This is a genomic window from Rhodococcus sp. 05-2255-1e, from assembly GCF_002259025.1.
GTDB lineage: Bacteria > Actinomycetota > Actinomycetes > Mycobacteriales > Mycobacteriaceae > Rhodococcoides > Rhodococcoides fascians.
In genome coordinates this window covers 99,542-123,539 of sequence record NZ_NOZE01000013.1, presented here as the reverse complement: position 1 = coordinate 123,539, position 23,998 = coordinate 99,542, and the positions used below count along the sequence as shown (strand labels likewise).

Sequence of the window (23,998 nt, the reverse complement as noted above, 5' to 3'; positions counted from 1 at the left end):
CCTCTCAGTGAGGAGAGCAGTGGCAGGCAAGGCCCGCGTGCACGAGTTGGCAAAAGAACTCGGTGTCACCAGTAAGGAACTACTCGCACGGCTCAAAGAGCAAGGCGAGTTCGTCAAGTCCGCATCATCCACAGTCGAAGCCCCCGTGGCTCGTCGACTTCGTGAATCCTTCCCGTCCGTAAACGCGGACGCGCCGGCGTCCGGTGCAGCAGCACCCAACGGTCGCGCAGCGGCAGATCGTGCGTCGGATTCCGCCGCGAAGCCCGGCGCAGCAAAGCCGAGTGGGCCTCGTCCCGGACCCAAGCCGGCATCCCGCCCGGCCGAGCCCGAGGCCCCCGCTGCACAGGCACCCGCAGCGCAGGCTCCGGCAGCGCAGTCGCCCGCAGAGGTAGCTCCCGCTGCCCCGTCGGCACCGGCCGCTGCGCCCACGCCGGCACCGGCTGCGCCCACCCCTCGTCCGGCAGCACCCGCTGCTCCGGTCGAGCAGGCACCTGCCGCGTCGGCCGAGGCAACCGCGTCGGCTCCGGCCGCCCCCAAGCCCGCTGGTCCTGGCCCCAAGCCCGGCCCGAAGGCTCCGCGCGTCGGAAACAATCCGTACTCGTCGGCTCCGGTCGAACGACCGGCCCCGCGACCCGCTCCCGGTGCCGGTGCTCCGCGCCCCGGCGGCGGACGACCGGCTCCCGGACAGGGCGGACCCCGCCCGGCCGCACCGGCAGGCGGCGCTCGTCCGGCTCCCGGACAGGGCGGCCCCCGTCCCGCACCGGGTCAGGCCGGACCTCGGCCCAGCCCGGGCTCCATGCCTCCTCGCCCCAACCCGGGTGCGATGCCGACTCGTTCGGCACGTCCCGGCCCCGCAGCAGGACGTCCCGGTCGCCCCGGCGGCGCACCGGGTGGACGTCCGGGCGGCGGCGGTGGCGGTGGCTACCGCGGCGGTGGCGCTCCCGGCGCTCCCGGTGGTGCACCGGCAGGTGGCGCTCCCGCAGGTGGCTTCCGTGGCCGTCCCGGCGGCGGTGGACGTCCCGGTCAGCGTGGCGCAGCCGCAGGTGCGTTCGGTCGGCCCGGCGGAGCAGTCCGCCGCGGTCGCAAGTCGAAGCGGGCGAAACGCGCCGAGTACGAGAGCATGCAGGCTCCCGCAGTCGGCGGCGTCAGGCTGCCCCGCGGCAACGGCGAGACCATTCGTCTCGCCCGCGGAGCATCGCTGTCGGACTTCGCAGACAAGATCGACGCCAACCCCGCTGCACTCGTGCAGGCACTGTTCAACCTCGGTGAGATGGTCACCGCGACGCAGTCGGTCAACGACGAGACGCTGGAGCTTCTCGGCGGCGAGATGAACTACGTCGTGCAGGTCGTCAGTCCCGAGGACGAGGATCGCGAACTGCTCGATTCGTTCGACCTCACCTACGGCGAAGATGCCGGCGGCGAGGAAGATCTCGAGCAGCGTCCCCCGGTGGTCACCGTCATGGGCCACGTCGATCACGGTAAGACTCGACTGCTCGACTCGATTCGTAACACCACGGTGCGCGAAGGCGAGGCCGGCGGCATCACGCAGCACATCGGTGCGTACCAGGTGTTGACCGAGCTCGAAGGCAACGAGCGTCTCGTGACCTTCATCGACACCCCCGGTCACGAGGCCTTCACGGCCATGCGTGCTCGTGGTGCCAAGGCCACCGACCTTGCGATCCTCGTGGTCGCGGCCGACGACGGTGTCATGCCGCAGACGGTCGAAGCCATCAACCACGCCCAGGCGGCCGACGTGCCGATCGTGGTCGCGGTCAACAAGATCGACAAGGAAGGCGCGAACCCGGACAAGATCCGGCAGCAGCTGACCGAATACGGTCTGGTCGCCGAGGAATACGGCGGCGAGACGATGTTCGTCGACATCTCCGCCAAGCAGGGCACCAACATCGATGCCCTCCTCGAAGCGGTGCTGCTGACGGCCGATGCGTCACTCGATCTGCGTGCCAACCCGGACATGGATGCCCAGGGTGTCGCCATCGAGGCACACCTCGACCGCGGTCGCGGTCCGGTGGCCACCGTGCTCATCGCCCGCGGAACGCTGCGCGTCGGTGACTCGATCGTCGCCGGCGATGCCTACGGCCGCGTGCGTCGCATGGTCGACGAGCACGGCGAGGACGTCACCGAAGCGATGCCGTCCCGGCCCGTTCAGGTCATCGGCTTCACGTCGGTGCCCGGTGCAGGCGACAACCTTCTGGTCGTCGACGAGGACCGGATCGCCCGTCAGATCGCCGATCGCCGTAATGCCCGTAAGCGCAATGCTCTGGCGGCCAAGAGTCGCAAGCGCATCAGCCTCGACGATCTCGATGCAGCTCTGAAGGAGACTTCGCAGCTCAACCTGATCCTCAAGGGTGACAACTCGGGAACCGTCGAGGCGCTCGAAGAGGCCTTGCTCGGTATTCAGATCGACGACGAAGTCGAGTTGCGCGTCATCGACCGCGGTGTCGGTGGCGTCACGGAAACCAACGTCAACCTGGCGTCGGCATCCAACGCGATCATCATCGGCTTCAACGTGCGGGCCGAGGGCAAGGCAACCGAACTCGCCAACCGCGAGGGCGTCGACATTCGGTACTACTCGGTGATCTACCAGGCCATCGACGAGATCGAGAAGGCCCTCAAGGGCATGCTCAAGCCGATCTACGAAGAGGTCGCTCTGGGCCAGGCCGAGATCCGCGCGCTGTTCCGTTCCTCGAAGGTCGGAAACATCGCCGGTTGCCTCGTCACCTCCGGTACGATCCGTCGCAACGCCAAGGCGCGCCTGCTCCGTGACAACGCGGTCGTGGCCGAGACCGTGACGATCTCCTCGCTTCGCCGCGAGAAGGACGACGCAGTCGAGGTTCGTGAGGGATACGAGTGTGGTTTGACGGTGACGTACTCCGACATCAAGGTGGGCGATGTCATCGAGGCGTACGAGCTCCGTGAAAAGCCGCGCGACTAGAACAGGTCCGGAGCTGAACAGCTCCGTTCCCGGTCACGTCGGCTCGGTGGTGAAGCCAGGGGAGTGACACTGCACTCCGGGGACGAGCCGGTGGTGGTACGACATATGTACCGCCACCGGCTTTGTCGTCGGAGCTGATCGAAGGGGCGACGTCAGCGTGTATCTGGGTGCTTTGGAGTTGGACGTGTTGTTGGGGGACGTGCGTTCGCTCGCCGAGAAACGGTCGATGGTGGAACCGGTTCTCGGCGATCTGCAGAGGTTGGGAGTGTCTGCCGCCGAAACCGGTGAGCGAGAACGTATTCGGCGTTCGATGTTGGGCGTGGCAGCGGCGGGCACGAATGTCGACCTGTTGCACGACAAGCTCGACGAGTGCGAGCGGCACGTCGCCGAGCGTCAGGATCTGGAACTGTTGGCAGTACGCCGAAGAATTTTCGGCCCCGAGGATTAGGTCGGGGAGTTCGCCGAACACGTTCGGCGAATGTTGGAGCGTAATCGCCGAGACGTCGCACTGCAGTGACGTCCGGCCATGAAAGAGGAGTGTGATTGTCGTGGTGGATCAGGCCAGGGCTCGTAAGTTGTCCAAGCGAATCGCCGCTATCGTTGCGACGGCGATCGACCACGAGATCAAAGATCCACGGTTGGCGTTCGTGACCATCACCGACACGAAGGTGACGGCCGACCTGCACGACGCCACGGTGTACTACACGGTGATGGGCGAGGATCTCGATACCCCGCCCGATCTGCAGGGAGCTGCGGCGGGTCTGGAGAAGGCCAAGGGCGTTCTCCGCTCGAAGGTCGGAGCCGGTACCGGTGTGCGGTTCACTCCGACGCTGACGTTCGTGACGGATACTGTCCCCGACACCGCCCGGCACATGGAAGAGCTGCTCGAACGCGCTCGCGCAGCCGACGAGGAGCTGGCTCGCGCCCGGGCGAACGCGAAGCCTGCCGGAGACCCGGACCCGTACAAGGCTCCCCGCGAGGAATCACCCGCGGATCGCGGCGATGCAGAAGCCGTCGAGCCAGCCGAAGCCGACTGAGATGTCCGATGGCTCTGGTTCGGAAGTCGAGCTGGACGAGGATCTGGCGCGTGCGATCGAGATGCTCGAGCGCGCTTCCTCGGTGACCGTGCTCTGCCATGTCCAGCCGGATGCCGACACGATCGGCAGCGGATTGGCAATCGGTTCGGTACTCGAACGTCGCGGCGCGCAGGTGCAGGTGGCGTTCGCCGCGCCCGCGTTTCTGCCTCAATCGATGGAAGAGCTACCGAACCGGCATCTGCTGGTGGAGCCGGAGAAGGTAGCCGAATCGGTCGATCTGGTGGTCACCGTGGACGCCGGAAGCCGAGGTCGACTCGGTTCGCTCGGCGAGCGACTCGACTCCGCATCGGAGTCCCTGGTCATCGACCATCACCGGAGCAACACACGGTTCGGAACACTGAACGTCGTCCACGCGTCCGCCGAGTCGACCACGGCCGTGATCGTCCGCCTGCTGGATCGGTGGGGTGTCGACATCGACGCGGACCTGGCGCATCTGCTGTTCGCGGGTCTGGTCACCGATACCGGGTCGTTCCGGTGGGTGCGGCCGGGCTCGCATCTGCTCGCCGAGAGGTTGCTCGCGACCGGCATCGACGGTGCACGTATCGCCCGTCGCCTCCTCGATACGCACCCCTTCGACTGGCTGCCGATGCTCGGGGCGGTACTGGGTTCGGCCGAGCTGCTGCCCGACGCGGCGGGCGGAAAGGGGCTCGTGTACGCCGTCATCCGGAGCGAGGATTCGGCCGGTCTGAGGTCGGAGGAGATCGAGAGTGTCATCGACATCGTGCGGACCACCTCCGAGGCGGAGGTGGCTGCGGTGTTGAAGCAGCAGGATTTCGGGTCGGTCTGGGTTGTGTCGCTCAGATCCAAGACGCAGGTGGATGTATCTGCAGTGGCGACCGGGCTCGGCGGCGGTGGACATCACAACGCCGCGGGCTACACCGCGACCGGTGAGCTCCCCGACGTGGTCGATGCGCTCCGTGAGGCCTTGTCGGCGTCGTGAGTTCCACCCCTGTCACGGCTCGCAGAATTCTCGGGCTGTCGCTTCCATCGCTCGGAGTTCTGGCCGCCGAACCCCTCTACCTCCTGTTCGACGCGGCGGTCGTCGGCCGGCTCGGCGCGTTGGCTCTGGCCGGCCTGGCGATCGGGGGGCTCGTCCTCGCTCAGGTCAGCACGCAGCTGACCTTCCTGTCCTACGGAACCACTGCGCGTGCGGCGCGCATGCACGGTGCCGGTCGTGAGCGCGACGCCGTCGGGGAAGGGGTGCAGGCGACGTGGCTGGCGGTGGCGATCGGTCTCGCGATCGTCCTCGTGGTCCAGTTGTTCGCCGCCCCCGTCGTGTCGCTACTGGCCGGTGGCGGTGACATTGCCGCGGAGGCACTGCTGTGGCTGCGCGTGGCGCTGGTGGGGGTGCCGTTCATTCTGATATCGCTGGCCGGGAACGGCTGGATGCGCGGCGTGCAGAACACGACGACACCGTTGCGGTTCGTCGTGCTCGGTTTCGGCGTGTCGGCGGTGTTGTGTCCACTCCTCGTCCACGGCCTGCTCGGATTTCCCCGGCTCGAATTGGTGGGCTCGGCCGTTGCGAACGTCATCGGCCAAGGTGTCGCAGGCGCTCTGTTCGTCGGTGCCCTCGGGCGGTCGGGTGCGCCGTTGCGCCCACACTGGTCGGTCATGCGGGCGCAGCTGGTGCTCGGCCGCGATCTGATCGTGCGCAGTCTCGCGTTCCAGGCGTGTTTCCTGTCTGCCGCAGCGGTCGCGTCGAGGTTCGGTGCCGCGTCGGTGGCAGCAAATCAGGTGGTGCTGCATCTGTGGAACCTGGTGTCGTTGATGCTCGACTCGTTGGCCATCGCCGCGCAGACACTCGTGGGAGCGGCTCTGGGCGCGGGCAGGACCGAGGATGCGCGTGCGCTCGCACGCCGGTTGACGGCATGGTCGACGGTCTTCGCGGTGGTCCTGGCGGCGGTGTTCGCCGCCGGGCAGCCGGTCGTCCCGGGATTGTTCACCACCGACGCCTCGGTGATCGATCAGATGCAGGCGATCTGGTGGATCTTCGTGGCGATCATCCCAGTGGCCGGTGTGGTGTTCGCGTTGGACGGGGTGCTGTTGGGCAGCGGCGATGCCGCGTTCTTGCGTAACGCCACGATGGCGTGTGCGATCGTCGGGTTCCTGCCGTTCATCTGGTCTGCCCTGGTGTTCGACTGGGGTGTCGTGGGCATCTGGCTGGGTCTGGGTGTGTTCGTCTGCCTGCGCATGGTCGCGGTCGCCGGTCGAGTGCTGTCGGGTAAATGGCTCGTGACCGGTAGCGATCGGCAACTGCGAGACTGATCGCGTTCGCATGCATCACCGCCGTGACACCAGGGCCGGATGCAGCACCACCTCGCGGCTCTTGACGACGAAGAACACCCGTCGGCCGGGTTCGAGGCCCAGCTCCGATACCGCGGCGGCGGTGATGTCAGCCGCGATACCCGGTGTGCCGTCGGGGTGCGGACGAGCTCGGACGCGGATGCCCGAGCCCTGCACTTCCATCTCCTCGATGACTACTTCGAAGACGTTGCGCGGGCTGGCGTGCGGCGCGGTGAGGTGTACCGAAACCGCAGCGGGGGAGAAGACTGCGACCACCGGCGTCCCGGAACCGTGTTGCCCCGAGCCGTGCACGACGGTGTCCCACGGCGTGCGCAGCGCGGTGGTGTCGCCGACGGTGAGTGCGTGGCCCGAGATCAGATTGACCCCGGCCATGCGAGCACCGAACTCGCTTCGCGGGGCGGTGAGAACGTCGGCGACCGACCCGCGTTCGACGACGCGTCCACCGTCGACGACGGCGACGGTGTCTGCGAGTGCGACGACGTCGAGCAGATCGTGGGTGACGATCAGTGCCGTACGACCGTTCTCTCGGAGTACGGTGCGCAGCAGTCTTCGGATGGCCGGGGCCGTGTCGACGTCGAGCGCGGCGAGCGGTTCGTCGAGCAGGAGGAGTCGGGGATCGGCGGCGAGTGCGCGGGCGATGGCAACCCGCTGAGCTTGGCCCCCGGACAGCTGTGCCGGGCGGCGCTCGGCCAGGTGAGAGGCTCCGACTGCGTCGAGCCATCGATCGGCCACTGCCCCGGCCGTCCTCCGGTCGGCGCCGGAACTACGTGGTGCGAATGCGACGTTCGTCCGTGCGGTCATGTGAGGAAACAGCAGTGTCTCCTGTGCCAGAGTCGCGATGCCGCGGGCGTGCACCGGAACGGCCGTCCTTGCGGTCGTGTCGGTCAGAACGTCCTCGCCCAGGCGGACGATGCCGTCGTCGGGTGGCACCAGGCCCGCGACGAGCTGCAGCAGTGTGGATTTACCTGCGCCGTTCGGTCCCAGGATCGCCGTTGTTTCACCCTCAGCGACATCCAGCTCGAGATCGACGCCCCGGGCCGCGACGGTGGCGCGCAGGTGTAGCGAACTCATGGTGTTCCCGTCGTTCGAGTACCGCGAGCGGCCAGGACCACCACTGCCGCGACGACGACGAGGACGAGCGACAGGGCTATCGCTGCGTCGGGGTCGGACTCGCGTTGCAGATAGATTTCGAGGGGCAGGGTTCTGGTCACTCCCTCGAGAGAACCGGCGAACGTCAGGGTCGCGCCGAACTCTCCCAGTGCGCGCGCGAACGCGAGAACGATTCCGGACGTCAACCCGGGCAGGATCAAGGGGAGGGTGACGCGGCGCAGGACCGTCGTAGGGGGTGCTCCCAAGGTTGCGGCCACAACGTCGTATCGGTCCCCGGCAGTGCGCAGCGCGCCCTCGACGCTGACCACCAGAAAGGGCAACGACACGAACGCCTGGGCGAGCACCACGGCCGTCGAGGTGAACGCGATCCGGATTCCGAAGGCATCGAGATGTTCGCCCAGTAACCCTTGGCGACCGAACGTGTAGAGCAAGGCGATGCCGCCGACCACCGGGGGGAGCACCAGGGGGAGGACGACGAGGGAACGCAGCGTCGACAGACCGCGAAACGAACTGCGGGCGAGGACCGTCGCCATCGGTACGCCCAGGAGCACGCACAACACCGTGCTCGCCGAGGCCGTCTTCAGACTCAACAGCAGTGCGGCTACTGAGGACTCGGACGTGATGAGCCCGAAGAAGTTCGTCCAGTCGATTCGGGTGAACATCGCGGCCAACGGCGCGACGACGAGAAGCGCTCCGGCAGCGGCAGGGACGAATATCCATCCGGGTACACCGACGGTCGGACCTGTGCCCGCGGCGTGCCCGGTCACGGTGCCGCGAAACCGGCCTGCGTCAGCACTTCACGGCCGATCGGTCCGGCGACGAAGTCGGTGAAGGTGCGGGCCGTGTCCACGTTGTCGGATCCGCTCAATGCTGCGATCGGATAGGTGTTGACCGCCCTGCTCGATTCCGGGAAAGGCACGGCGGTGACGGCGTCTGCGGCCCCCGTGGCATCGGTGACGTACACCAGTCCGGCGTCGGCCTGACCGGAGGTGACCTTGCCCAGAACGTCGGTGACGGACGACTCCTCGCTGACTGCCGGGATGTCGGTCCCGGTGGTGTTCTCGACGGCTGCCGTGGCCGCGCCGCACGGCACTTGCGGCGCGCAGATCACCGTCAGCACATCGGGTTTCGCCAGATCGGCGAACGATCGGACGGCCTTCGGGTTACCCGGGGCAGTGACGATGGTGAGGGTGTTGGAGGCGAAATCGACCGGGTCGCCGGCGACGAGGCCGGCATCGACGATCGTGCTCATGTTCTTGGTATCGGCAGAGGCGAACACGTCGGCAGGTGCACCGTTGACCAGTTGTGCGGCCAGATCGGAGGAGCCCGCAAAGCTGAAATCGACGGTGGTGCCGGGATGTTCCTGCTCGAAGCGGGTGCCGAGGGCGGTGAACGTCGAGCGCAGTGATGCCGCCGCGAACACGGTCAGCGTGCTCGAACCCCCGTCCTGTGGAGCTTCCTCGGCAGCGGGGTCTGCCGCGCACCCTGCAAGCATCAGGGCGACCGCGACCAGAGCACCGTGAACCGCTCGAATGTTCTTCACTGACATCGTCCTTCGGTTCTAGGGAGTTTCGACAATGACGGTCGTGGCCTTGACGACCGCGACGGTGATGGAGCCCGGTTCGAGCCCTAATTCCTGGACCGATCGGGTGCTCATCAGGGACACGATGGTGAACGGCCCACACTGCATGCGGACCTCGCTCATGACCGCGTCGGAGACCACCTCGGTCACCAGCCCCACGAGTCGGTTCCGGGCAGAGCTACCGCCCGACGCCACCTCGGGCGGGGGAGCGGCGTGCTCGCGGGCGTACTGCGCGAGAGCGCGCGCGTCGACGACCTTGCGACCCGTCTCGTCGTCGTGGGAGGGCAGGGTTCCGCTGTCCATCCACCGGCGGACGGTGTCGTCGCTGACTCCTAGCAGTGCGGCGGCGTCGCGTACGCGTATCGGCGGTGCCGTCATCGCACAATGCCTTTTCCTGCAAGTATCCGCAAAAGCGTCATGGATGGCACCATATACCCGAATCTGCGGTCGTTGCTGCGTGGACCCTCCTTTCGGAGCCGTCCGACGAACCGCAGCGGTTCACCCCGCGTGCACCGCTGCGGAATCTCCGGGGAGTATTGGAGGTTGGTACGTTCTCGGGCGGTTGTGGCGATTCGACGTCGGCGGCAGAGTGCATCGGAAGGGATCATCAGTGGCAGCCAAGTTATGGGCAGTGAGCGACATTCATGTCGGACATCGAGGTAATCGACCTGTCACCGAGGACATTCATCCCGAGTCACCCGAGGATTGGCTGATCGTCGCCGGAGACGTCTCGGAGAAGACCGACGACATCAAATGGGCGCTCGAGCTGCTGCGCAGCCGCTTCGCAAAAGTGATCTGGGTTCCGGGCAATCACGAGTTGTGGACGACGGTGAAGGACCCCGTTCAGATCCACGGAGCGGCTCGGTACGAGTACCTGGTCAATCTGTGCCGCGAGATCGACGTCGTCACTCCCGAGGATCCCTACCTGCTCTGGGAAGGCGAAGGTGGACCCGCGACGATAGTGCCGATGTTCCTGCTCTACGACTACACGTTCCTCCCACAGGGTGCGCGGGACAAGGAGCACGGGCTGGCGATCGCGCGCGAGAAGAACGTCGTCGCCACCGACGAGTTCCTGCTGTCCTCTCAGCCGTATGCGACGCGCGATGCCTGGTGCCATGCCCGCATCGACGCCACCCGCGAGCGCCTCGACGCGCTGGACACCACGGTTCCCACCGTGCTCATCAACCACTTTCCGATGGTGCGTCAGCCGACCGAGGTGTTGTTCTACCCGGAGTTCGCCCTGTGGTGCGGTTCGACGCTGACGGCGGACTGGCACACCAGGTACAACGCGATCTGCTCGGTGTACGGTCACCTGCACATCCCGCGGACCACCTACTACGACGGCGTCCGCTTCGAGGAGGTCTCGGTGGGTTACCCGCGCGAATGGCAGCGCCGTGGACTGCCGAGCAACGTTCTGCGCCAGATTCTTCCGGTTCCCGAGTATCCGCCGGGCACGTTGAACAAATGGGGCGGGCACTTCACCGTGACGCCCGAGATGGAGGCAGAGGTCGAGAAGATGAGGGCAGGCCAGTGATCGAATCGATTCTCCCCAATGGTGTTGTCTCGGCCGAATTGTTCACCGATCCACCGGGTTTGATGCCGCACCCACTCGAAGCGCCGTTGGTCGCCAAGGCGGTGGACAAGCGCAAGCGTGAGTTCACCTCGGCTCGACACTGCGCGCGTGTGGCGATGGAGAAGCTCGGTGTGAAGCCCGCGCCGATCATGCGCGGCACCTCCGGCGCACCGCAGTGGCCGAAGGGAGTGGTGGGGTCGCTGACGCATTGCGACGGCTACCGCGGTGCCGTTCTGGGCTACGCCATGCAGGTTCGCTCGGTGGGAATCGATGCCGAGCCACACGGACCTCTTCCCGACGGTGTGCTCGACGCGGTCAGCCTCGAAGCCGAGCGCGAGTGGCTCTCGACCGCAGGCCGAGAAGACGTCCACTGGGATCGAGTGTTGTTCTGCGCCAAGGAGGCGACGTACAAGGCCTGGGAGCCGCTGACCGGTCGCTGGCTGGGGTTCGAGGACGCGCACATCACCTTCGAGCGCACCGGCACCGGCGACGACATCTCGGGAACGTTTCGATCCGAACTGCTGGTCCCGGGCGACACCGTATCCGGACCTCCGCTGACGGCTTTCGACGGTCGATGGATGGTGTCCGACGGTTTGGTGATGACGGCGATCTCGGTGATGTGACGACCGGCTAGTCGCGCCTGGCACAATGCACTCTCGTGAGTGCTCGCGGAAAGATCTCGTCCGGTCTCGTCGGTGCCGGTGTGTTGGTGGTCGACAAGGGGCCGGGCGTCACCAGCCACGATGTCGTCGCGTCGTGCCGAAAGTTGTTGCAGACCAGAAAGGTCGGTCATGCGGGGACGTTGGACCCCATGGCGACCGGGGTGCTGGTTCTGGGCGTCGAGCGGGCGACCAAGATGCTCGGATTGCTGACGCTGACGACCAAGTCGTACACCGCCACCGTGCGACTGGGGCGCAGTACGACGACCGATGACGCCGAGGGTGAGGTGCTCGCCGACGTCCCGGCCACGAATGTCTCGGATTCGGACATCGCGGCCGGGGTTGCCGCACTCACCGGTGACATCGAGCAGGTTCCGGCCAGTGTCAGTGCCATCAAGGTCGACGGTCAGCGGGCACACAAGCTCTCGCGCGCCGGTGAGGAGTTCACCCTCGCCGCTCGCAAGGTCACTGTCACTCGCTTCGACGTGACTGCTCGCCGCGATGTCGTCGATTCCGATGGCCGGTTCGTCGACCTCGATGTCGAGGTGGACTGCACGTCGGGGACGTACGTGCGCGCGCTCGCACGGGATCTCGGCGCAGCACTGGGCGTCGGCGGCCACCTGACGGTTCTGCGCAGAACCAGGGTCGGGCCGTTCACGCTCGACCACGCCGTGACGCTCGAGGAATTGGCCGAGAATCCCGCTGTGGGCCTCGATATAGACGAGGCCGCGCGCACCGCATTTCCGCACCGACAGATCGATGCCGCCGAAGCGGAGTCGCTCAGCCAGGGACGCTGGCTCGATCCCGTCGGAATCGAGGGGGTCTACGCGGCTGTCGATCCCACCGGGCACACCATCGCGTTGCTGCAGGAAAAGGGCAAGCGGGCGAGCTCGGTGATGGTGGTGCGGCCGGCAACACTGCGCGGGTACTGATTTCCCGTTCGAGTCGGCCCTGCGACCGAGGGGACTGCACCGCTCAGGTGGCCGGAACCATCCAGATCGCTTCGGCGGCGCGGTGACCGAGATCGATGGACTCCGTGCTGCCGCGTCGGGCGAGTTCGATCGCCACCGTGCCGGCGTAGTCGCGTCGTTCGACCACGGTGATCGGTAGATCGAGCTCGATGCCGACCGAATCGAAGTACCGGAGCATTGCGGGGTCCGAATCGGAGATACGAGCCACTCGTCCCGACTGACCGTCGAGGTACTCGCTCAGTCTGGTTGCGGACGGCGTGTCGATGGATCCGTTGGCCGACGGAATCGGGTCCCCGTGTGGATCTCGTTCGGGGTGGCCGAGTTTGGCGTCTATCCGATCCATCATCAGATCGGATACCGCATGTTCGAGGATTTCTGCCTCGTCGTGGACCTCGTCCCAGCCGTACCCGAGTTCGCGAACGAGGTAGGTCTCGATGAGGCGATGTCGACGGACCATGCCGATGGCCGCCAGTCGGCCCTTCTCGGTGAGTGAGATGGCACCGTACCGGGCGTGGTCCACCATGCCCTGATCGGCGAGTTTGCGAATCGCCTCGGACACAGTGGATGCGGACACGCCGATTCGTTCGGAGAGCATCTTGGTGCTGACGGAGTCTTCACTCCATTCGCTGGCCGTCCAGATGACCTTGAGGTAGTCCTGCGCAACTGCGGACAGCTGTACGCCCTCGTCGGCCGGAGCTGGATCGTCTTTTCGTTGCGCCACGTCGCCGAGCTTAGGCAATCCAATGGAAAAAGACATCTCACCCGGCCGGAGCCACCGTCACCTGTCCTCGGCGGCGCAGAGCGCGCGTGACGATGCCCTGCGCCGGGCTGAACAGGTACGCCAGCACGAACACCAGGCCTTGGGCCAGCACCACGCTGCCACCCGAGGAGACGTCGAGATAGAAACTGGCGTAGATACCGACCAGGGCGCAGCCCACCGAGATGGCGGGGGCAATCATCAGCATGCGGCCGAAGCTGTGGGTGAGTAGGTATGCGGTTGCGCCGGGTGTGATCAGCATGGCGACGACCAGGATGACGCCGACGGCCTGTAGCGCCACGACGGTCGTCAGCGCGAGCAGCGTCAACATCGCGGCCGAGATCACGCTCGGATTGATGCCGACCGCGCGAGCCTGCGTGCGGTCGAACGCGAACAGAGTGAAATCGCGACGCTTGATCACCATCACGGCCAACGCCAGCCCGCCGAGCACGAACACCTGGATCATGTCCGACTGCGACACCCCGAGCAGGTTTCCGAACAAGATGTGGTTGAGGTCGATCTGGCTCGGAAACTTGGAGATCAGGACGACGCCGAGGGCGAACAACGTGGTGAACACGACGCCGATCGCGGCGTCCTCCTTGACGATGGTGGTGTTGCGAACCACCCCGATGGCACCGACCGCGATGAGTGCGAACAGCAGCGCGCCGATGGCGAACGGCGCACCCAGCAGATAGGACAGGGCGACGCCGGGGAGTACCGCGTGCGATACGGCGTCCCCCATCAGTGACCAGCCGATGAGTACGAGCCAGCAGCTCAACACTGCGCAGACGATCGAGGCGGTGACGGTCACCAACAGCGCACGCTGCATGAAGGTGTATTCGAGAGGATTGACGACGAAGTCGATCAGGTACACGGTTCAGCTCACTTCCGAGGTTGGAGAGCTCGCGCCCAGTTCGTCGATCTTCGACGGGTCCATGCCGAAGGCCAGTGCCAGGTTCTCCGGGCGCAACACCTCGGCTGGACTGCCGTGCATCAGGACCCGCTGCTGCAGCAGGATTGCCTCGTCGCACAGTTCCGGAAGGGCGTGCAGATCGTGGGTGGACACCAGGACGGACGCACCCTGAGCGGCCAGTTCTCGAAGGAGTCGCGTGATCGTCGCCTCGGTCTTCTTGTCCACTCCTGCAAACGGCTCGTCGAGGAGCAGCAAGGACGCTTCCTGAGCGATGGCGCGGGCCACGAATGCCCGTTTGCGTTGTCCGCCGGAGAGTTGCCCGATCTGTCGATCGGCGAGCTCGGTGAGATCGACTCGTCTCAGGGCCGCGTCCACCGCAGCTCTGTCTGCCGCACGAGGGGTTCGGAGAAAGTTCTGTTTGCCGTAACGACCCATCATTACCACGTCCCGGACGCTGATGGGGAATGTCCAGTCGACCGATTCGGCCTGGGGCACGTAGCTGACCGTCCCGGCTTTGCGGGCCCGGGCGGGGTCGCCGCCGAAGACCGTGATCGAACCGGCATCGGTCTTGACGACGCCCATGATGGCCTTGAACAGCGTCGACTTACCCGATCCGTTCATTCCGACCAGTCCGCAGACGCGTCCGGGTGCGAGGGTCAGGCTCGCGCCGACCAGCGCCACGACGTCTCGGTACCGAACGTCGACGGCGTCGACGGTCAGCGCGGCACCGTCCCGGTTCGCACCCGAGATGTGCCGGGTCATCGCGTGCCCACCAACGCGTCGGCGATCAGCCGCGCGTCGTAACGCAGCAGGTCGAGGTAGGTGGGCACGGGTCCGTCGGCGGCGCTGAGGGAGTCGACATACAGCTTTCCGCCGAAGCGGGCACCGGTGTCCTCGGCGACCTGGAGCTGAGCCTTGTCCGAGACGGTCGACTCGCAGAAGACGGCAGGCACGTCGTTGTCACGAACGAAATCGATGGTGCGGACCACTTGTTTGGGTGTCCCTTCCTGTTCGGCATTGACCGGCCACAGATACGCCTCCTGCAGGTCGAAGTCGCGGGCCAGATAGCCGAACGCGCCCTCACACGTCACCAGAGCACGTTGCTGCGCCGGAAGCTGGGCCAGATCGGATTCCAGTTCGTCGCCGACCGACCGCAGCTCGGTGATGTACGCGGCGGCGTTGGCACGGTATTCCTCGGCATGGACAGCGTCGAGCGCCACGAACGCGTCGGCGATGTTGGTGATGTAGGTCTCCGCCACGACCGGCGACATCCAGGCGTGTGGATTGGCCTTGCCCGCATACGCGTCGTCGCGGATGTAGACGGGTTCCACGTGTGCGCTGACGACCGCGTGCGGTGCGGGCACCCGCTCGACGAACTTCTCGAACCACGCCTCGAGTCCCAGACCGTTGTCCAGGATCAGATCGGCGCTTTCGGCAGTGCGTAGGTCGCCGGGTGTGGGCTCGTACCCGTGAATCTCGGCTCCGGCCTTGGTGATCGACTCCACACGGAGGTGATCGCCTGCAACGTTCGCGGCCATGTCGGCCAGCACCGTGAACGTCGTCAGCACCAACGGTCTGCCGTCGTCCATCGACGTCGGCTCGTCGTCGCCGACCGCGCGAGCGCATCCGCTCGACGTCGCTACCAGCAGTCCCGCCACGGCCCAGCTCGCAACGATTCGACCCACGCGAGATCCGCGGGATCGAAGAAATAAGTTAGGCACCCCGAAATATTTACCGTGGGGACACCCTTTTGTCCATACCTGCCGCACGCGACACGCCTGTCCGAGGATGACCGAGCGGCCGCCGGGCCGTAGGCTTCGCGGTGTGCAGAGATGGCGAGGTCTCGACGATGTACCTGCCGACTGGGGCCGATGTGTGCTCACGATCGGTGTGTTCGACGGCGTTCACCGCGGACATGCGCAGTTGATCGGTAGAGCAGTGGCCGCAGCTCGGGAACGCGGCGTACCCAGCGTGCTCATGACCTTCGATCCCCACCCGATGGAAGTGGTCCGTCCGGGTAGTCACCCCGCGCAGTTGACGACGCTGACCCGGCGTGCCGAACTGGCCGAGGAACTGGGTATCGACGTGTTCTGTGTCATGCCGTTCACGCCCGAACTGATGAAACTCACCCCTGAGCGATACGTGCACGAGATCCTCATCGAACGCCTGCACGTTGCAGAAGTGGTCGTCGGAGAGAACTTCACCTACGGGAAGAAGGCGCTCGGGACGGTCCCCATGCTGCGCAAGATCGGCGAACGGTCCGGCTTCGCGGTCGACGGAGTCAACCTGTTGGCCGAGCATGCCGTCACGTTCTCGTCCACCTACATCAGGTCGTGCGTGGACGCCGGGGACGTCGCAGCAGCAGCCGCAGCGCTCGGCCGCCCGCATCGCGTCGAGGGTGTCGTCGTGCACGGCGACGGACGCGGCCGTCAAATGGGCTATCCCACAGCCAATGTCGCTCCGCCGATGTACTCGGCCATACCGGCGGACGGGGTCTACGCGGCCTGGTTCACCGTGCTCGGTCCGGGTCCGATCATGGGGACGGTCACTCCGGGGGAGCGGCACCCGGCGGCGGTGTCGGTGGGCACGAATCCCACGTTCTCGGGACGCACCAGGACCGTCGAGGCGTTCGTGCTCGACGGCGAGGGAGACCTATACGGGCAGCACGTGGCAGTCGACTTCGTCGAGCGACTGCGCGGGATGGAGAAGTTCGATTCCATGGAAGCTCTCGTGGAGGAGATGGGCCGGGACGCCGACCGGGCCCGCTCGATCCTGGCCGCCAGCGCAGCCTGATAGGCTTACTCCTCGGTGTTCGCTGCGGTCCGCGGCGGCTGCACCGGCTTCGATACCGCCCGGATGATCACGCATCGTCCACGGCGGGGCCCGTTGCTTCCTTTCACGCGGACGTCATTGATCAGGAGTAGTACCAGTGGCATTGACCACCGAACAGAAGAAGGCCGTTCTCGGCGAGTACGGCTTGCACCCCACCGACACGGGCTCGCCCGAGGCGCAGGTTGCAATGCTCACCAAGCGCATCGTCGACTTGACCGAGCACCTCAAGATGCACAAGCACGATCACCACTCCCGCCGCGGCCTGTTGCTGCTGGTCGGACGTCGTCGTCGTCTGCTCAAGTACATCGCGAAGGTAGACGTCACTCGCTACCGTTCGCTCATCGAGCGTCTGGGTCTGCGTCGATAATTTCGATCGACGCGAGGATGTTGCCGATGCATGGTTCGACGCGCCGGTGTACACCCGACTCGCAGCAATAGTGCAGTAGCCAACGAGGCAGTGCTTAGACTGTTCCTCGTTGGCTTTCTGTGTTTGTACCGCAGCATCAGGATAGTCAGCACGACCAGCGGATACACGGTATCCGCACACCGCCGTGTATGCCTGTCACGCCGTGGTGTCGGTCTTCGGTAGTGGCTTTTCGGATACGAGATCCGGAGGGCTTCGATCGATGGCCGCCTCCGCGCAGCCGCGTCCCGAGACGAACTCTCGGAGATGGACGGCACAGGTATGCCGCCACAGCCAGGAGGGCTGGTGGTGTGTCCACGCGGGCACGGCAAAGACGAGAGGACGAGAACAGAACACATGTCGGACACCACAACATTGGACGCCGAAGAAGGCGTCTACGAAGCAACAGCGATCATCGACAACGGCTCTTTCGGTAAGCGGAGCATCCGCTTCGAGACGGGTCGCCTCGCACAGCAGGCCGCAGGCGCAGTCGCCGCGTACCTCGACGAGGACACCATGCTGCTGTCGGCAACGACGGCGGGCAAGCACCCCCGTGAGGGATTCGATTTCTTCCCGCTGACGGTCGACGTCGAAGAGCGCATGTACGCCGCGGGCCGTATCCCCGGATCGTTCTTCCGCCGCGAGGGCCGTCCGTCCACCGACGCCATCCTCACCTGCCGCCTGATCGACCGGCCGCTGCGTCCGACGTTCGTCGACGGACTGCGCAACGAGATCCAGGTCGTCATCACGGTCATGAGCCTCAACCCCGCCGATCTGTACGACGTCGTCGCGATCAACGCCGCGTCGGCATCGACCCAGATCGCCGGTCTGCCGTTCTCCGGTCCGATCGGCGGCGTTCGCGTCGCGCTGATCGACAAGCAGTGGGTTGCGTTCCCGACCAACGAGCAGCTCGAGAAGGCCGTGTTCAACATGGTCGTCGCCGGCCGCATCGTCTCCGGCTCCGGTGCCGACGCCGACGTTGCGATCATGATGGTCGAGGCCGAGGCCACCGAGAACGTCATCGAGCTCATCGAGGGCGGCGCTACCGCACCCAATGAGGCGGTTGTCGCCGAGGGCCTCGAGGCCTCGAAGCCCTTCATCGCAGCCCTGTGCACCGCGCAGCAGGAGCTCGCGTCCAAGGCCGCCAAGCCGACCGGCGACTACCCGGTCTTCCCGGCGTACCAGAGCGACGTCTTCGAAGCCGTCGAGAACGCGGCGAAGATCCCGCTCAACGAGGCACTGACCATTGCCGGCAAGGCCGAGCGCGAGAACAAGCTCGACGAGGTCAAGGCTCAGGTCCTCACCTCGGTCGGAGACAGCTTCGCCGGCCGCGAGAAGGAGATCGGTGCCGCGTTCCGCGCACTGACCAAGAAGTCGGTTCGCCAGCGCATCCTCACCGATCACTTCCGCATCGACGGCCGCGGCATCACCGACATCCGGTCGTTGTCCGCCGAGGTCGCGATCATCCCGCGTACCCACGGATCGGCTCTGTTCGAGCGCGGCGAGACCCAGATCCTGGGCGTCACCACCCTCGACATGGTCAAGATGGCGCAGCAGGTCGACTCGCTCGGGCCCGAGACGTCCAAGCGCTACATGCACCATTACAACTTCCCGCCGTACTCCACCGGTGAGACGGGCCGCGTCGGTTCGCCGAAGCGTCGCGAAATCGGCCACGGAGCGCTCGCCGAGCGTGCTCTGCTGCCGGTGCTGCCCAGCCAGGCCGAGTTCCCGTACGCCATCCGCCAGGTCTCCGAGGCATTGAGCTCCAACGGCTCGACCTCGATGGGCTCGGTCTGCGCATCGACTCTGTCGCTGCTCAATGCCGGTGTGCCGCTGCGTGCCCCGGTTGCCGGTATCGCGATGGGCCTCGTGTCCGACGAGGTCGACGGCGAGACTCGCTACGTCGCCCTCACGGACATCCTCGGTGCCGAGGACGCGTTCGGCGACATGGACTTCAAGGTCGCCGGAACCAAGGACTTCGTCACCGCCCTGCAGCTCGACACCAAGCTCGACGGAATCCCCTCGAAGGTGCTCGCGGGCGCGCTGTCGCAGGCGAAGGACGCTCGCACGACGATCCTCGAGGTCATGGCCGAGGCCATCGACACCCCGGACGAGATGAGCCCGTACGCACCTCGCGTCACCGCGATCAAGGTGCCGGTCGACAAGATCGGCGAGGTCATCGGGCCCAAGGGCAAGATGATCAACTCCATCACCGAGCAGACCGGTGCCAACATCTCGATCGAAGATGACGGCACTGTCTACGTCGGTGCAGCGGACGGCCCGTCCGCACAGGCCGCGATCGATATGATCAACGCCATCGCCAACCCGCAGCTGCCGAAGGTCGGCGAGCGATTCCTCGGAACCGTCGTCAAGACAACGGCTTTCGGTGCATTCGTTTCGCTGCTCCCGGGCCGCGACGGACTGGTGCACATCTCGAAGCTCGGTAACGGCAAGCGCATCAACAAGGTCGAGGACGTCGTGAGCGTCGGGTCGAAGTTGCGCGTCGAGATCGCCGATATCGACAACCGCGGCAAGATCAGCCTCGTTCCCGTCGAAGACGACAACGCAGCTGCTCCCGCCGACGCTCCCGAGGCACCCGCCGAGGTCAGCGCTGAGTAAGAAGCAAGCGAGTCGAACGGTACGTCCCCTCGGGACGTACCGTTCGGCCGTTCCAGAGACCAGCGGCACCGACACGGGCGTTCGACGCACGACTCTGCCCGGCGGCCTTCGGGTCGTCACCGAGTTCGTTCCTGGGGTCCGCTCGGCCTCGGTCGGTGTGTGGGTCGGCGTCGGCTCACGCGACGAGCAACCCAGCGTTGCCGGTGCGGCGCACTTCCTCGAACATCTGCTCTTCAAGTCGACGCCGACGCGTAGTGCGCTCGATATCGCCCAAGTGATGGACGGTGTCGGGGGAGAGCTGAACGCATTCACTTCCAAGGAGAGCACGTGCTTCTACGCGCACGTGCTCGACGAGGACGTCGCGCTCGCGATCGACCTCGTCAGCGATGTGGTGCTTCGTGGTCGGTGTAGATCGGCAGATGTGGACGTCGAGCGTCAGGTGGTCCTCGAAGAGATCTCCATGCGCGACGACGATCCCGAGGATCTCCTGGGAGATGCTTTCCTGGAAGCGATGTTCGGTGATCACCCGATCGGGCGTCCGATCATCGGATCTGTCGAATCCATCGAATCGATGACCCGTTCCCAACTGCATTCGTTCCATGTTCGCCGCTATACGCCGCAACGGATGGTCGTCGCCGTCGCAGGCAACGTCGATCACAAGCAGATCGTGTCGTTGGTACGTCGCGCCTTCGCGGGTCATCTGGAAAAGGGCCTGCGGCCGGCCGAAAGGCGTGGTGGCACAGCGCGATTGCGGCAGAATCCGACGCTGAGCCTGACCACCCGGGACAGCGAACAGGCGCATCTGTGCCTGGGCGTGCGGGCGTTCGGACGTCACGAAGGACACCGCTGGGCACTGTCGGTACTGAATTCTGCTGTCGGCGGTGGGCTCAGTTCTCGCCTGTTCCAGGAGATCAGGGAAGAGCGCGGACTGGCTTACTCGGTGTACTCCTCGGTGGATACGTTTGCCGACAGCGGGGCGTTCTCGGTGTACGCGGGATGCCAGCCGGAGAACCTGGGCGAGGTCACCACGGTGATTCGCGAGGTGCTCGCCAAGGTTGCGGCCGAGGGCATCACCGATGCCGAGTGCGCTCGCGCCAAGGGTTCGTTGCGCGGTGGATTGGTGCTGGGACTGGAGGATTCGGGTTCTCGGATGAACCGTATCGGTCGCAGCGAACTGAACTACGGCAATCACCGCGACATCACCGACACGTTGGCGCGGATCGACAGTGTCGGCAACGACGAGGTACGCGAGGTCGCTGCCGTGTTGCTCGACCGGCCTTTCGGTGCCGCAGTGGTCGGCCCCTACAAGAACGTCCGCCAGCTGCCGGCGTCGGTCAAGTCTCTGATTCGCTGACGTTCCTGATCGCGTCGCGCACTGCGCATCGGATCAGGTCCGGCACCGCCGAGGTGTCGGTGATCGGTTCGAACGCTCGGGTGGCGTGGAGCGCCGCAATTCCGTGCACGGAGGTCCACAGTCTCAGCGCTGTGAACTGTGGATTCTCCGGCACGACGGCATCGAGTGTCGAGGTGAGAGCCTCGAACAGGGGTCGCGACTGTCCGCGCAGATTCTCGCCGGAGCCCTCGAGCAGGTCGTGTCGAAAGATGAGCGCGAACATCGCGGGGCGCCGCGCCGCGAACTGCACGTACGCGTGCGCCATCGCATCCAGTGCATCTCGGGGCGAATCCGACTGCTGTGCAGCAGAATTCAGTGCGGTCGAGAGATCGACCAGACCGACTCGGGCCACGGCCGCGGCCAAAGCGCTCAGTGTCGGAAAATACCGTCTCGGTGCGCCGTGCGATACGCCGGCTTCACGCGTGACCGCTCTGATGGTGAGCCCGCCCTGTCCCTCGTTTTCGAGCAGGCGGACGCCTGCGTCCACCAGTCGAGTCCGAAGGTTGTCAGCCACGTAGACATTGTCTACTCTCAGCCGTGACGATGTCCAGCCGAGAGGATCGATCAATGTGGTATCTGCTTTTCAAATATGTGCTGATCGGCCCGATTCTCCGAGTTCTCGGCCGTCCGTCGGTGGTCGGCGCAGGCAATATCCCGAAGACGGGACCGGTGATCATCGCCGGCAACCACCTCACCGTCGTCGACTCGTTCTTTCTCGTCCTCCTGGTTCGTCGCCGAGTCACGTTCATCGCCAAGAGTGAGTACTTCACCGGCCGGGGAATCAAGGGCGCGGCGCTTCGTTGGTTCTACAGCGCGACAGGTCAGGTTCCCGTCGACCGACGCGGGGCAGATGCTTCGGCTCCGGCGCTCGACGCCGCGAAAAGTATTCTGCGACAACGGAAAGTGTGGGCGGTGTACCCGGAAGGGACGCGATCTCCCGACGGCCGGTTGTACAAGGGGAAGACCGGGTTGGCGAGAGTAGCGATCGAGACGGGAGCGCCCGTCGTGCCGGTGGTGATGCACGGGACGCTCGGAATCAACCCGGTGGGCTCGAGGATGTGGCGCCCGGGCAAGGTGCGCATGGTCGTCGGCGAACCATTGGACTTCACGAGATACGCTGGGGGACAGAACAGTAAAGCCATTCTGCGGGCGATCACCGATGAGGTGATGACAGCGCTGGCGAACCTGTCGGGGCAGGAGTACGTCGACGTGTACGCCGCGACAGTCAAGGACGCGGCATGACCTCGGACGTGCAGGCGCGTGGAAGAACAGTCCTCGTCACCGGCGTCGGTCGGAGGGAAGGAATCGGCTTCGCCATCACCCGCAGGTTGCTGCAGGACGAGCGCGCCCGCGTCTTCGCGCAATCATGCGATGCCTACGACGTCAGTGAACCGTGGGGAGTGGGAACGCCGGGAGCGGTGCAGGTTCTCGCCGAGTTATCCACTGCGCCAAACAGACTCGGGCATCTGGACATCGATCTCTCCGATGTCGAAGCGCCTGCCGTCCTGTTCGATGCTGTCGAATCCAGGTTCGGTGCCGTCGACTCGTTGGTGATCAACCATGCGCGATCACAGCTGGGCGAACTGGGTTCTCTGACGGCAGAGAACCTCGACCTGACGTGGGCGGTGAACGTGCGCGCGTCGTTGCTTCTGGTGCAGGAATTCGCGCAACGGTACGTCGATCATCCTGACGGCGGACGCGTCGTGCTGTTCACGTCCGGGCAGGGAGAGGGGCCGATGCCAACCGAGATTCCCTATGCGGTGACCAAGGGTGCCATCGCCGCGATAACACCGACCGTGGCCGATTCCCTGATCGAACGTGGCATCACCGTCAACACGATCAATCCTGGTCCGACCGATACCGGTTGGGCAAGTGCGGATCTGAACGAGTTCGTCTCGCGCCACATGCCGCGCGGGCGGTGGAACTCACCGGACGAGGCCGCAGCGGTCGTGGCGATGTTGCTCTCGCCCGATTCGGGCTCGATCACCGGTCAGGTCATCGGCGCCGAAGGTGGATTCCGACGCTTCACGCCGTGATCACGGCGCGGTGCCTCGGTCAGAGCTTCTTCTTGTTCCGCAACAACTTCCAGGGCACCAAGGCTGATTCGAGCTGGACCGACAGGCTCATCTTGGATTCGCCTTCGCTGCGCTCCTCGAACGTGATCGGTACCTCGGCGAGAGTGAGCCCGTGTTTGACGGTGCGGTAGTTCATCTCGACCTGAAATGCGTACCCGTTGCTCTCCACCGACGCAACGTCGATCGTGCGGAGCGTGCGGGCATGCCATGCCTTGAAGCCGGCGGTGGCGTCCTTGACTCCGAGACGAAGAATCGTGTTCACGTAGAAGTTGGCCCACGCCGACAGCGCCTTGCGGTGCCACGGCCAGTCCGCGGCGACCGAACCGCCGGGGACGTAGCGCGAACCGAGCACGACCGCGGCGTCGGTGCTCCGCAGCTTGTCGATCATCGCCGGAATCACCTCGGTGGGGTGCGACAGATCGGCGTCCATCTGGATTACGATGTCGGCTCCCTCGTCGAGGGCCCGTGTCATGCCGGCCACGTATGCGCGGCCCAGACCGTTCTTCTCGGTGCGGTGCAGAACGGAGACCTCGAGGGGACCGTCGATGGCGAGTTTGTCGGCGATGTCACCGGTTCCGTCGGGGGAATTGTCGTCGACCACGAGAACACCGAGCCCCTCGACCTTCAGCCCGGCCAGCAGCTCGACCAGCTTGGGGAGGTTCTCGCGTTCGTTGTACGTCGGTACAACGACGGTGGTCTTCGGGGCGACTCGTTCCGTACTCACCACCGTATGATCCGTGATTCCGTGTTCCGATCA

General features: G+C 65.5%; 24 protein-coding genes. 14 read left to right on the top strand and 10 right to left on the bottom strand.

The annotated features are described in order from the left end of the window. Positions 1-19 precede the first annotated feature (19 nt). From infB to CH262_RS10705, 5 genes are all read left to right on the top strand, one after another. Complete coding sequence (gene infB / locus CH262_RS10725) at positions 20-2,953, top strand: translation initiation factor IF-2 (RefSeq protein WP_094717580.1); 2,934 nt, start codon at positions 20-22, stop codon at positions 2,951-2,953. A 157-nt stretch (positions 2,954-3,110) separates the two neighbouring features. After that, complete coding sequence (locus CH262_RS10720; protein ID WP_027496748.1) at positions 3,111-3,401, top strand: DUF503 domain-containing protein; 291 nt, start codon at positions 3,111-3,113, stop codon at positions 3,399-3,401. A 100-nt stretch (positions 3,402-3,501) separates the two neighbouring features. Next, the gene (gene rbfA / locus CH262_RS10715; RefSeq protein ID WP_027496749.1) at positions 3,502-3,990 is read left to right on the top strand and encodes a 30S ribosome-binding factor RbfA; all 489 of its coding nucleotides are present in this window, start codon (positions 3,502-3,504) and stop codon (positions 3,988-3,990) included. A 1-nt stretch (position 3,991) separates the two neighbouring features. Beyond that, entirely contained in the window at positions 3,992-4,990 is a 999-nt protein-coding gene (locus CH262_RS10710; RefSeq protein WP_094717579.1) for a DHH family phosphoesterase, read from the top strand. Further along, positions 4,987-6,315, top strand: a complete 1,329-nt coding sequence (locus CH262_RS10705; protein ID WP_094717578.1) for an MATE family efflux transporter — start codon at positions 4,987-4,989, stop codon at positions 6,313-6,315. Before CH262_RS10710 ends, CH262_RS10705 begins: the two co-directional genes overlap by 4 nt. A 15-nt stretch (positions 6,316-6,330) precedes the next feature. Here CH262_RS10705 and CH262_RS10700 read toward each other — a convergent pair whose 3' ends face one another. Genes CH262_RS10700 through CH262_RS10685 form a run of 4 tightly spaced genes read right to left on the bottom strand, consistent with a single transcriptional unit; the run spans position 6,331 to position 9,424 of the window. Next, a complete protein-coding gene (locus CH262_RS10700) occupies positions 6,331-7,425 on the bottom strand; it encodes a sulfate/molybdate ABC transporter ATP-binding protein (protein WP_032366437.1) in 1,095 nt (364 codons plus the stop codon). Continuing rightward, entirely contained in the window at positions 7,422-8,231 is an 810-nt protein-coding gene (locus tag CH262_RS10695) for an ABC transporter permease (RefSeq protein ID WP_094717577.1), read from the bottom strand. The genes CH262_RS10700 and CH262_RS10695 overlap by 4 nt, the downstream gene beginning before the upstream one ends. Further along, the gene (gene modA, locus CH262_RS10690; protein WP_094717576.1) at positions 8,228-9,013 is read right to left on the bottom strand and encodes a molybdate ABC transporter substrate-binding protein; all 786 of its coding nucleotides are present in this window, start codon (positions 9,011-9,013) and stop codon (positions 8,228-8,230) included. Before modA ends, CH262_RS10695 begins: the two co-directional genes overlap by 4 nt. A gap of 12 nt (positions 9,014-9,025) precedes the next feature. Beyond that, complete coding sequence (locus CH262_RS10685) at positions 9,026-9,424, bottom strand: TOBE domain-containing protein (protein WP_032370818.1); 399 nt, start codon at positions 9,422-9,424, stop codon at positions 9,026-9,028. 232 nt (positions 9,425-9,656) lie between these two features. On the opposite strand from CH262_RS10685, the gene CH262_RS10680 reads away from it, so the two are divergent. The 3 genes from CH262_RS10680 to truB are packed head-to-tail and all read left to right on the top strand — an operon-like array spanning position 9,657 to position 12,210. After that, positions 9,657-10,580, top strand: a complete 924-nt coding sequence (locus CH262_RS10680; protein ID WP_094695417.1) for a metallophosphoesterase family protein — start codon at positions 9,657-9,659, stop codon at positions 10,578-10,580. Then, on the top strand, positions 10,577-11,242 hold the full coding sequence (npt, locus tag CH262_RS10675) for a 4'-phosphopantetheinyl transferase Npt (RefSeq protein ID WP_094717575.1): 666 nt from the start codon (positions 10,577-10,579) through the stop codon (positions 11,240-11,242). Before CH262_RS10680 ends, npt begins: the two co-directional genes overlap by 4 nt. 35 nt (positions 11,243-11,277) lie before the next feature. After that, positions 11,278-12,210, top strand: a complete 933-nt coding sequence (gene truB / locus CH262_RS10670; RefSeq protein ID WP_027496758.1) for a tRNA pseudouridine(55) synthase TruB — start codon at positions 11,278-11,280, stop codon at positions 12,208-12,210. Positions 12,211-12,253: 43 nt separating this feature from the next. Here truB and CH262_RS10665 read toward each other — a convergent pair whose 3' ends face one another. Genes CH262_RS10665 through CH262_RS10650 form a run of 4 tightly spaced genes read right to left on the bottom strand, consistent with a single transcriptional unit; the run spans position 12,254 to position 15,640 of the window. After that, positions 12,254-13,006 (bottom strand): metal-dependent transcriptional regulator, encoded by a 753-nt coding sequence (locus CH262_RS10665; protein WP_370878688.1) that lies wholly within the window; start codon positions 13,004-13,006, stop codon positions 12,254-12,256. Position 13,007: 1 nt separating this feature from the next. Then, positions 13,008-13,835, bottom strand: a complete 828-nt coding sequence (locus CH262_RS10660) for a metal ABC transporter permease (protein ID WP_205912357.1) — start codon at positions 13,833-13,835, stop codon at positions 13,008-13,010. 48 nt (positions 13,836-13,883) lie between these two features. After that, entirely contained in the window at positions 13,884-14,681 is a 798-nt protein-coding gene (locus CH262_RS10655; protein ID WP_052053322.1) for a metal ABC transporter ATP-binding protein, read from the bottom strand. Then, positions 14,678-15,640: a metal ABC transporter substrate-binding protein gene (locus CH262_RS10650; RefSeq protein ID WP_032370822.1), complete on the bottom strand. Its 963-nt coding sequence runs from the start codon at positions 15,638-15,640 to the stop codon at positions 14,678-14,680. Before CH262_RS10650 ends, CH262_RS10655 begins: the two co-directional genes overlap by 4 nt. A gap of 103 nt (positions 15,641-15,743) precedes the next feature. On the opposite strand from CH262_RS10650, the gene CH262_RS10645 reads away from it, so the two are divergent. From CH262_RS10645 to CH262_RS10630, 4 genes are all read left to right on the top strand, one after another. Beyond that, entirely contained in the window at positions 15,744-16,712 is a 969-nt protein-coding gene (locus CH262_RS10645) for a bifunctional riboflavin kinase/FAD synthetase (RefSeq protein WP_027496763.1), read from the top strand. Positions 16,713-16,848: 136 nt separating this feature from the next. Next, positions 16,849-17,118, top strand: a complete 270-nt coding sequence (gene rpsO, locus CH262_RS10640; RefSeq protein ID WP_027496764.1) for a 30S ribosomal protein S15 — start codon at positions 16,849-16,851, stop codon at positions 17,116-17,118. A gap of 393 nt (positions 17,119-17,511) precedes the next feature. After that, a complete protein-coding gene (locus CH262_RS10635; protein ID WP_027496765.1) occupies positions 17,512-19,773 on the top strand; it encodes a polyribonucleotide nucleotidyltransferase in 2,262 nt (753 codons plus the stop codon). Positions 19,774-19,867: 94 nt separating this feature from the next. Next, positions 19,868-21,127, top strand: a complete 1,260-nt coding sequence (locus CH262_RS10630; protein ID WP_094717574.1) for a M16 family metallopeptidase — start codon at positions 19,868-19,870, stop codon at positions 21,125-21,127. Here CH262_RS10630 and CH262_RS10625 read toward each other — a convergent pair. Further along, positions 21,108-21,680 carry a TetR/AcrR family transcriptional regulator gene (locus tag CH262_RS10625; RefSeq protein WP_256988758.1) on the bottom strand — a complete coding sequence of 191 codons (573 nt, stop codon included), beginning with the start codon at positions 21,678-21,680 and terminating at the stop codon, positions 21,108-21,110. The two genes, CH262_RS10630 and CH262_RS10625, sit on opposite strands and share 20 nt — an antisense overlap. A 53-nt stretch (positions 21,681-21,733) precedes the next feature. On the opposite strand from CH262_RS10625, the gene CH262_RS10620 reads away from it, so the two are divergent. After that, positions 21,734-22,408 (top strand): lysophospholipid acyltransferase family protein, encoded by a 675-nt coding sequence (locus CH262_RS10620; protein ID WP_094717573.1) that lies wholly within the window; start codon positions 21,734-21,736, stop codon positions 22,406-22,408. Further along, entirely contained in the window at positions 22,405-23,202 is a 798-nt protein-coding gene (locus CH262_RS10615) for an SDR family oxidoreductase (RefSeq protein WP_094717572.1), read from the top strand. Before CH262_RS10620 ends, CH262_RS10615 begins: the two co-directional genes overlap by 4 nt. Before the next feature lie 19 nt (positions 23,203-23,221). Here CH262_RS10615 and CH262_RS10610 read toward each other — a convergent pair whose 3' ends face one another. After that, positions 23,222-23,965, bottom strand: a complete 744-nt coding sequence (locus CH262_RS10610) for a polyprenol monophosphomannose synthase (RefSeq protein WP_032372836.1) — start codon at positions 23,963-23,965, stop codon at positions 23,222-23,224. Positions 23,966-23,998 lie beyond the last annotated feature (33 nt).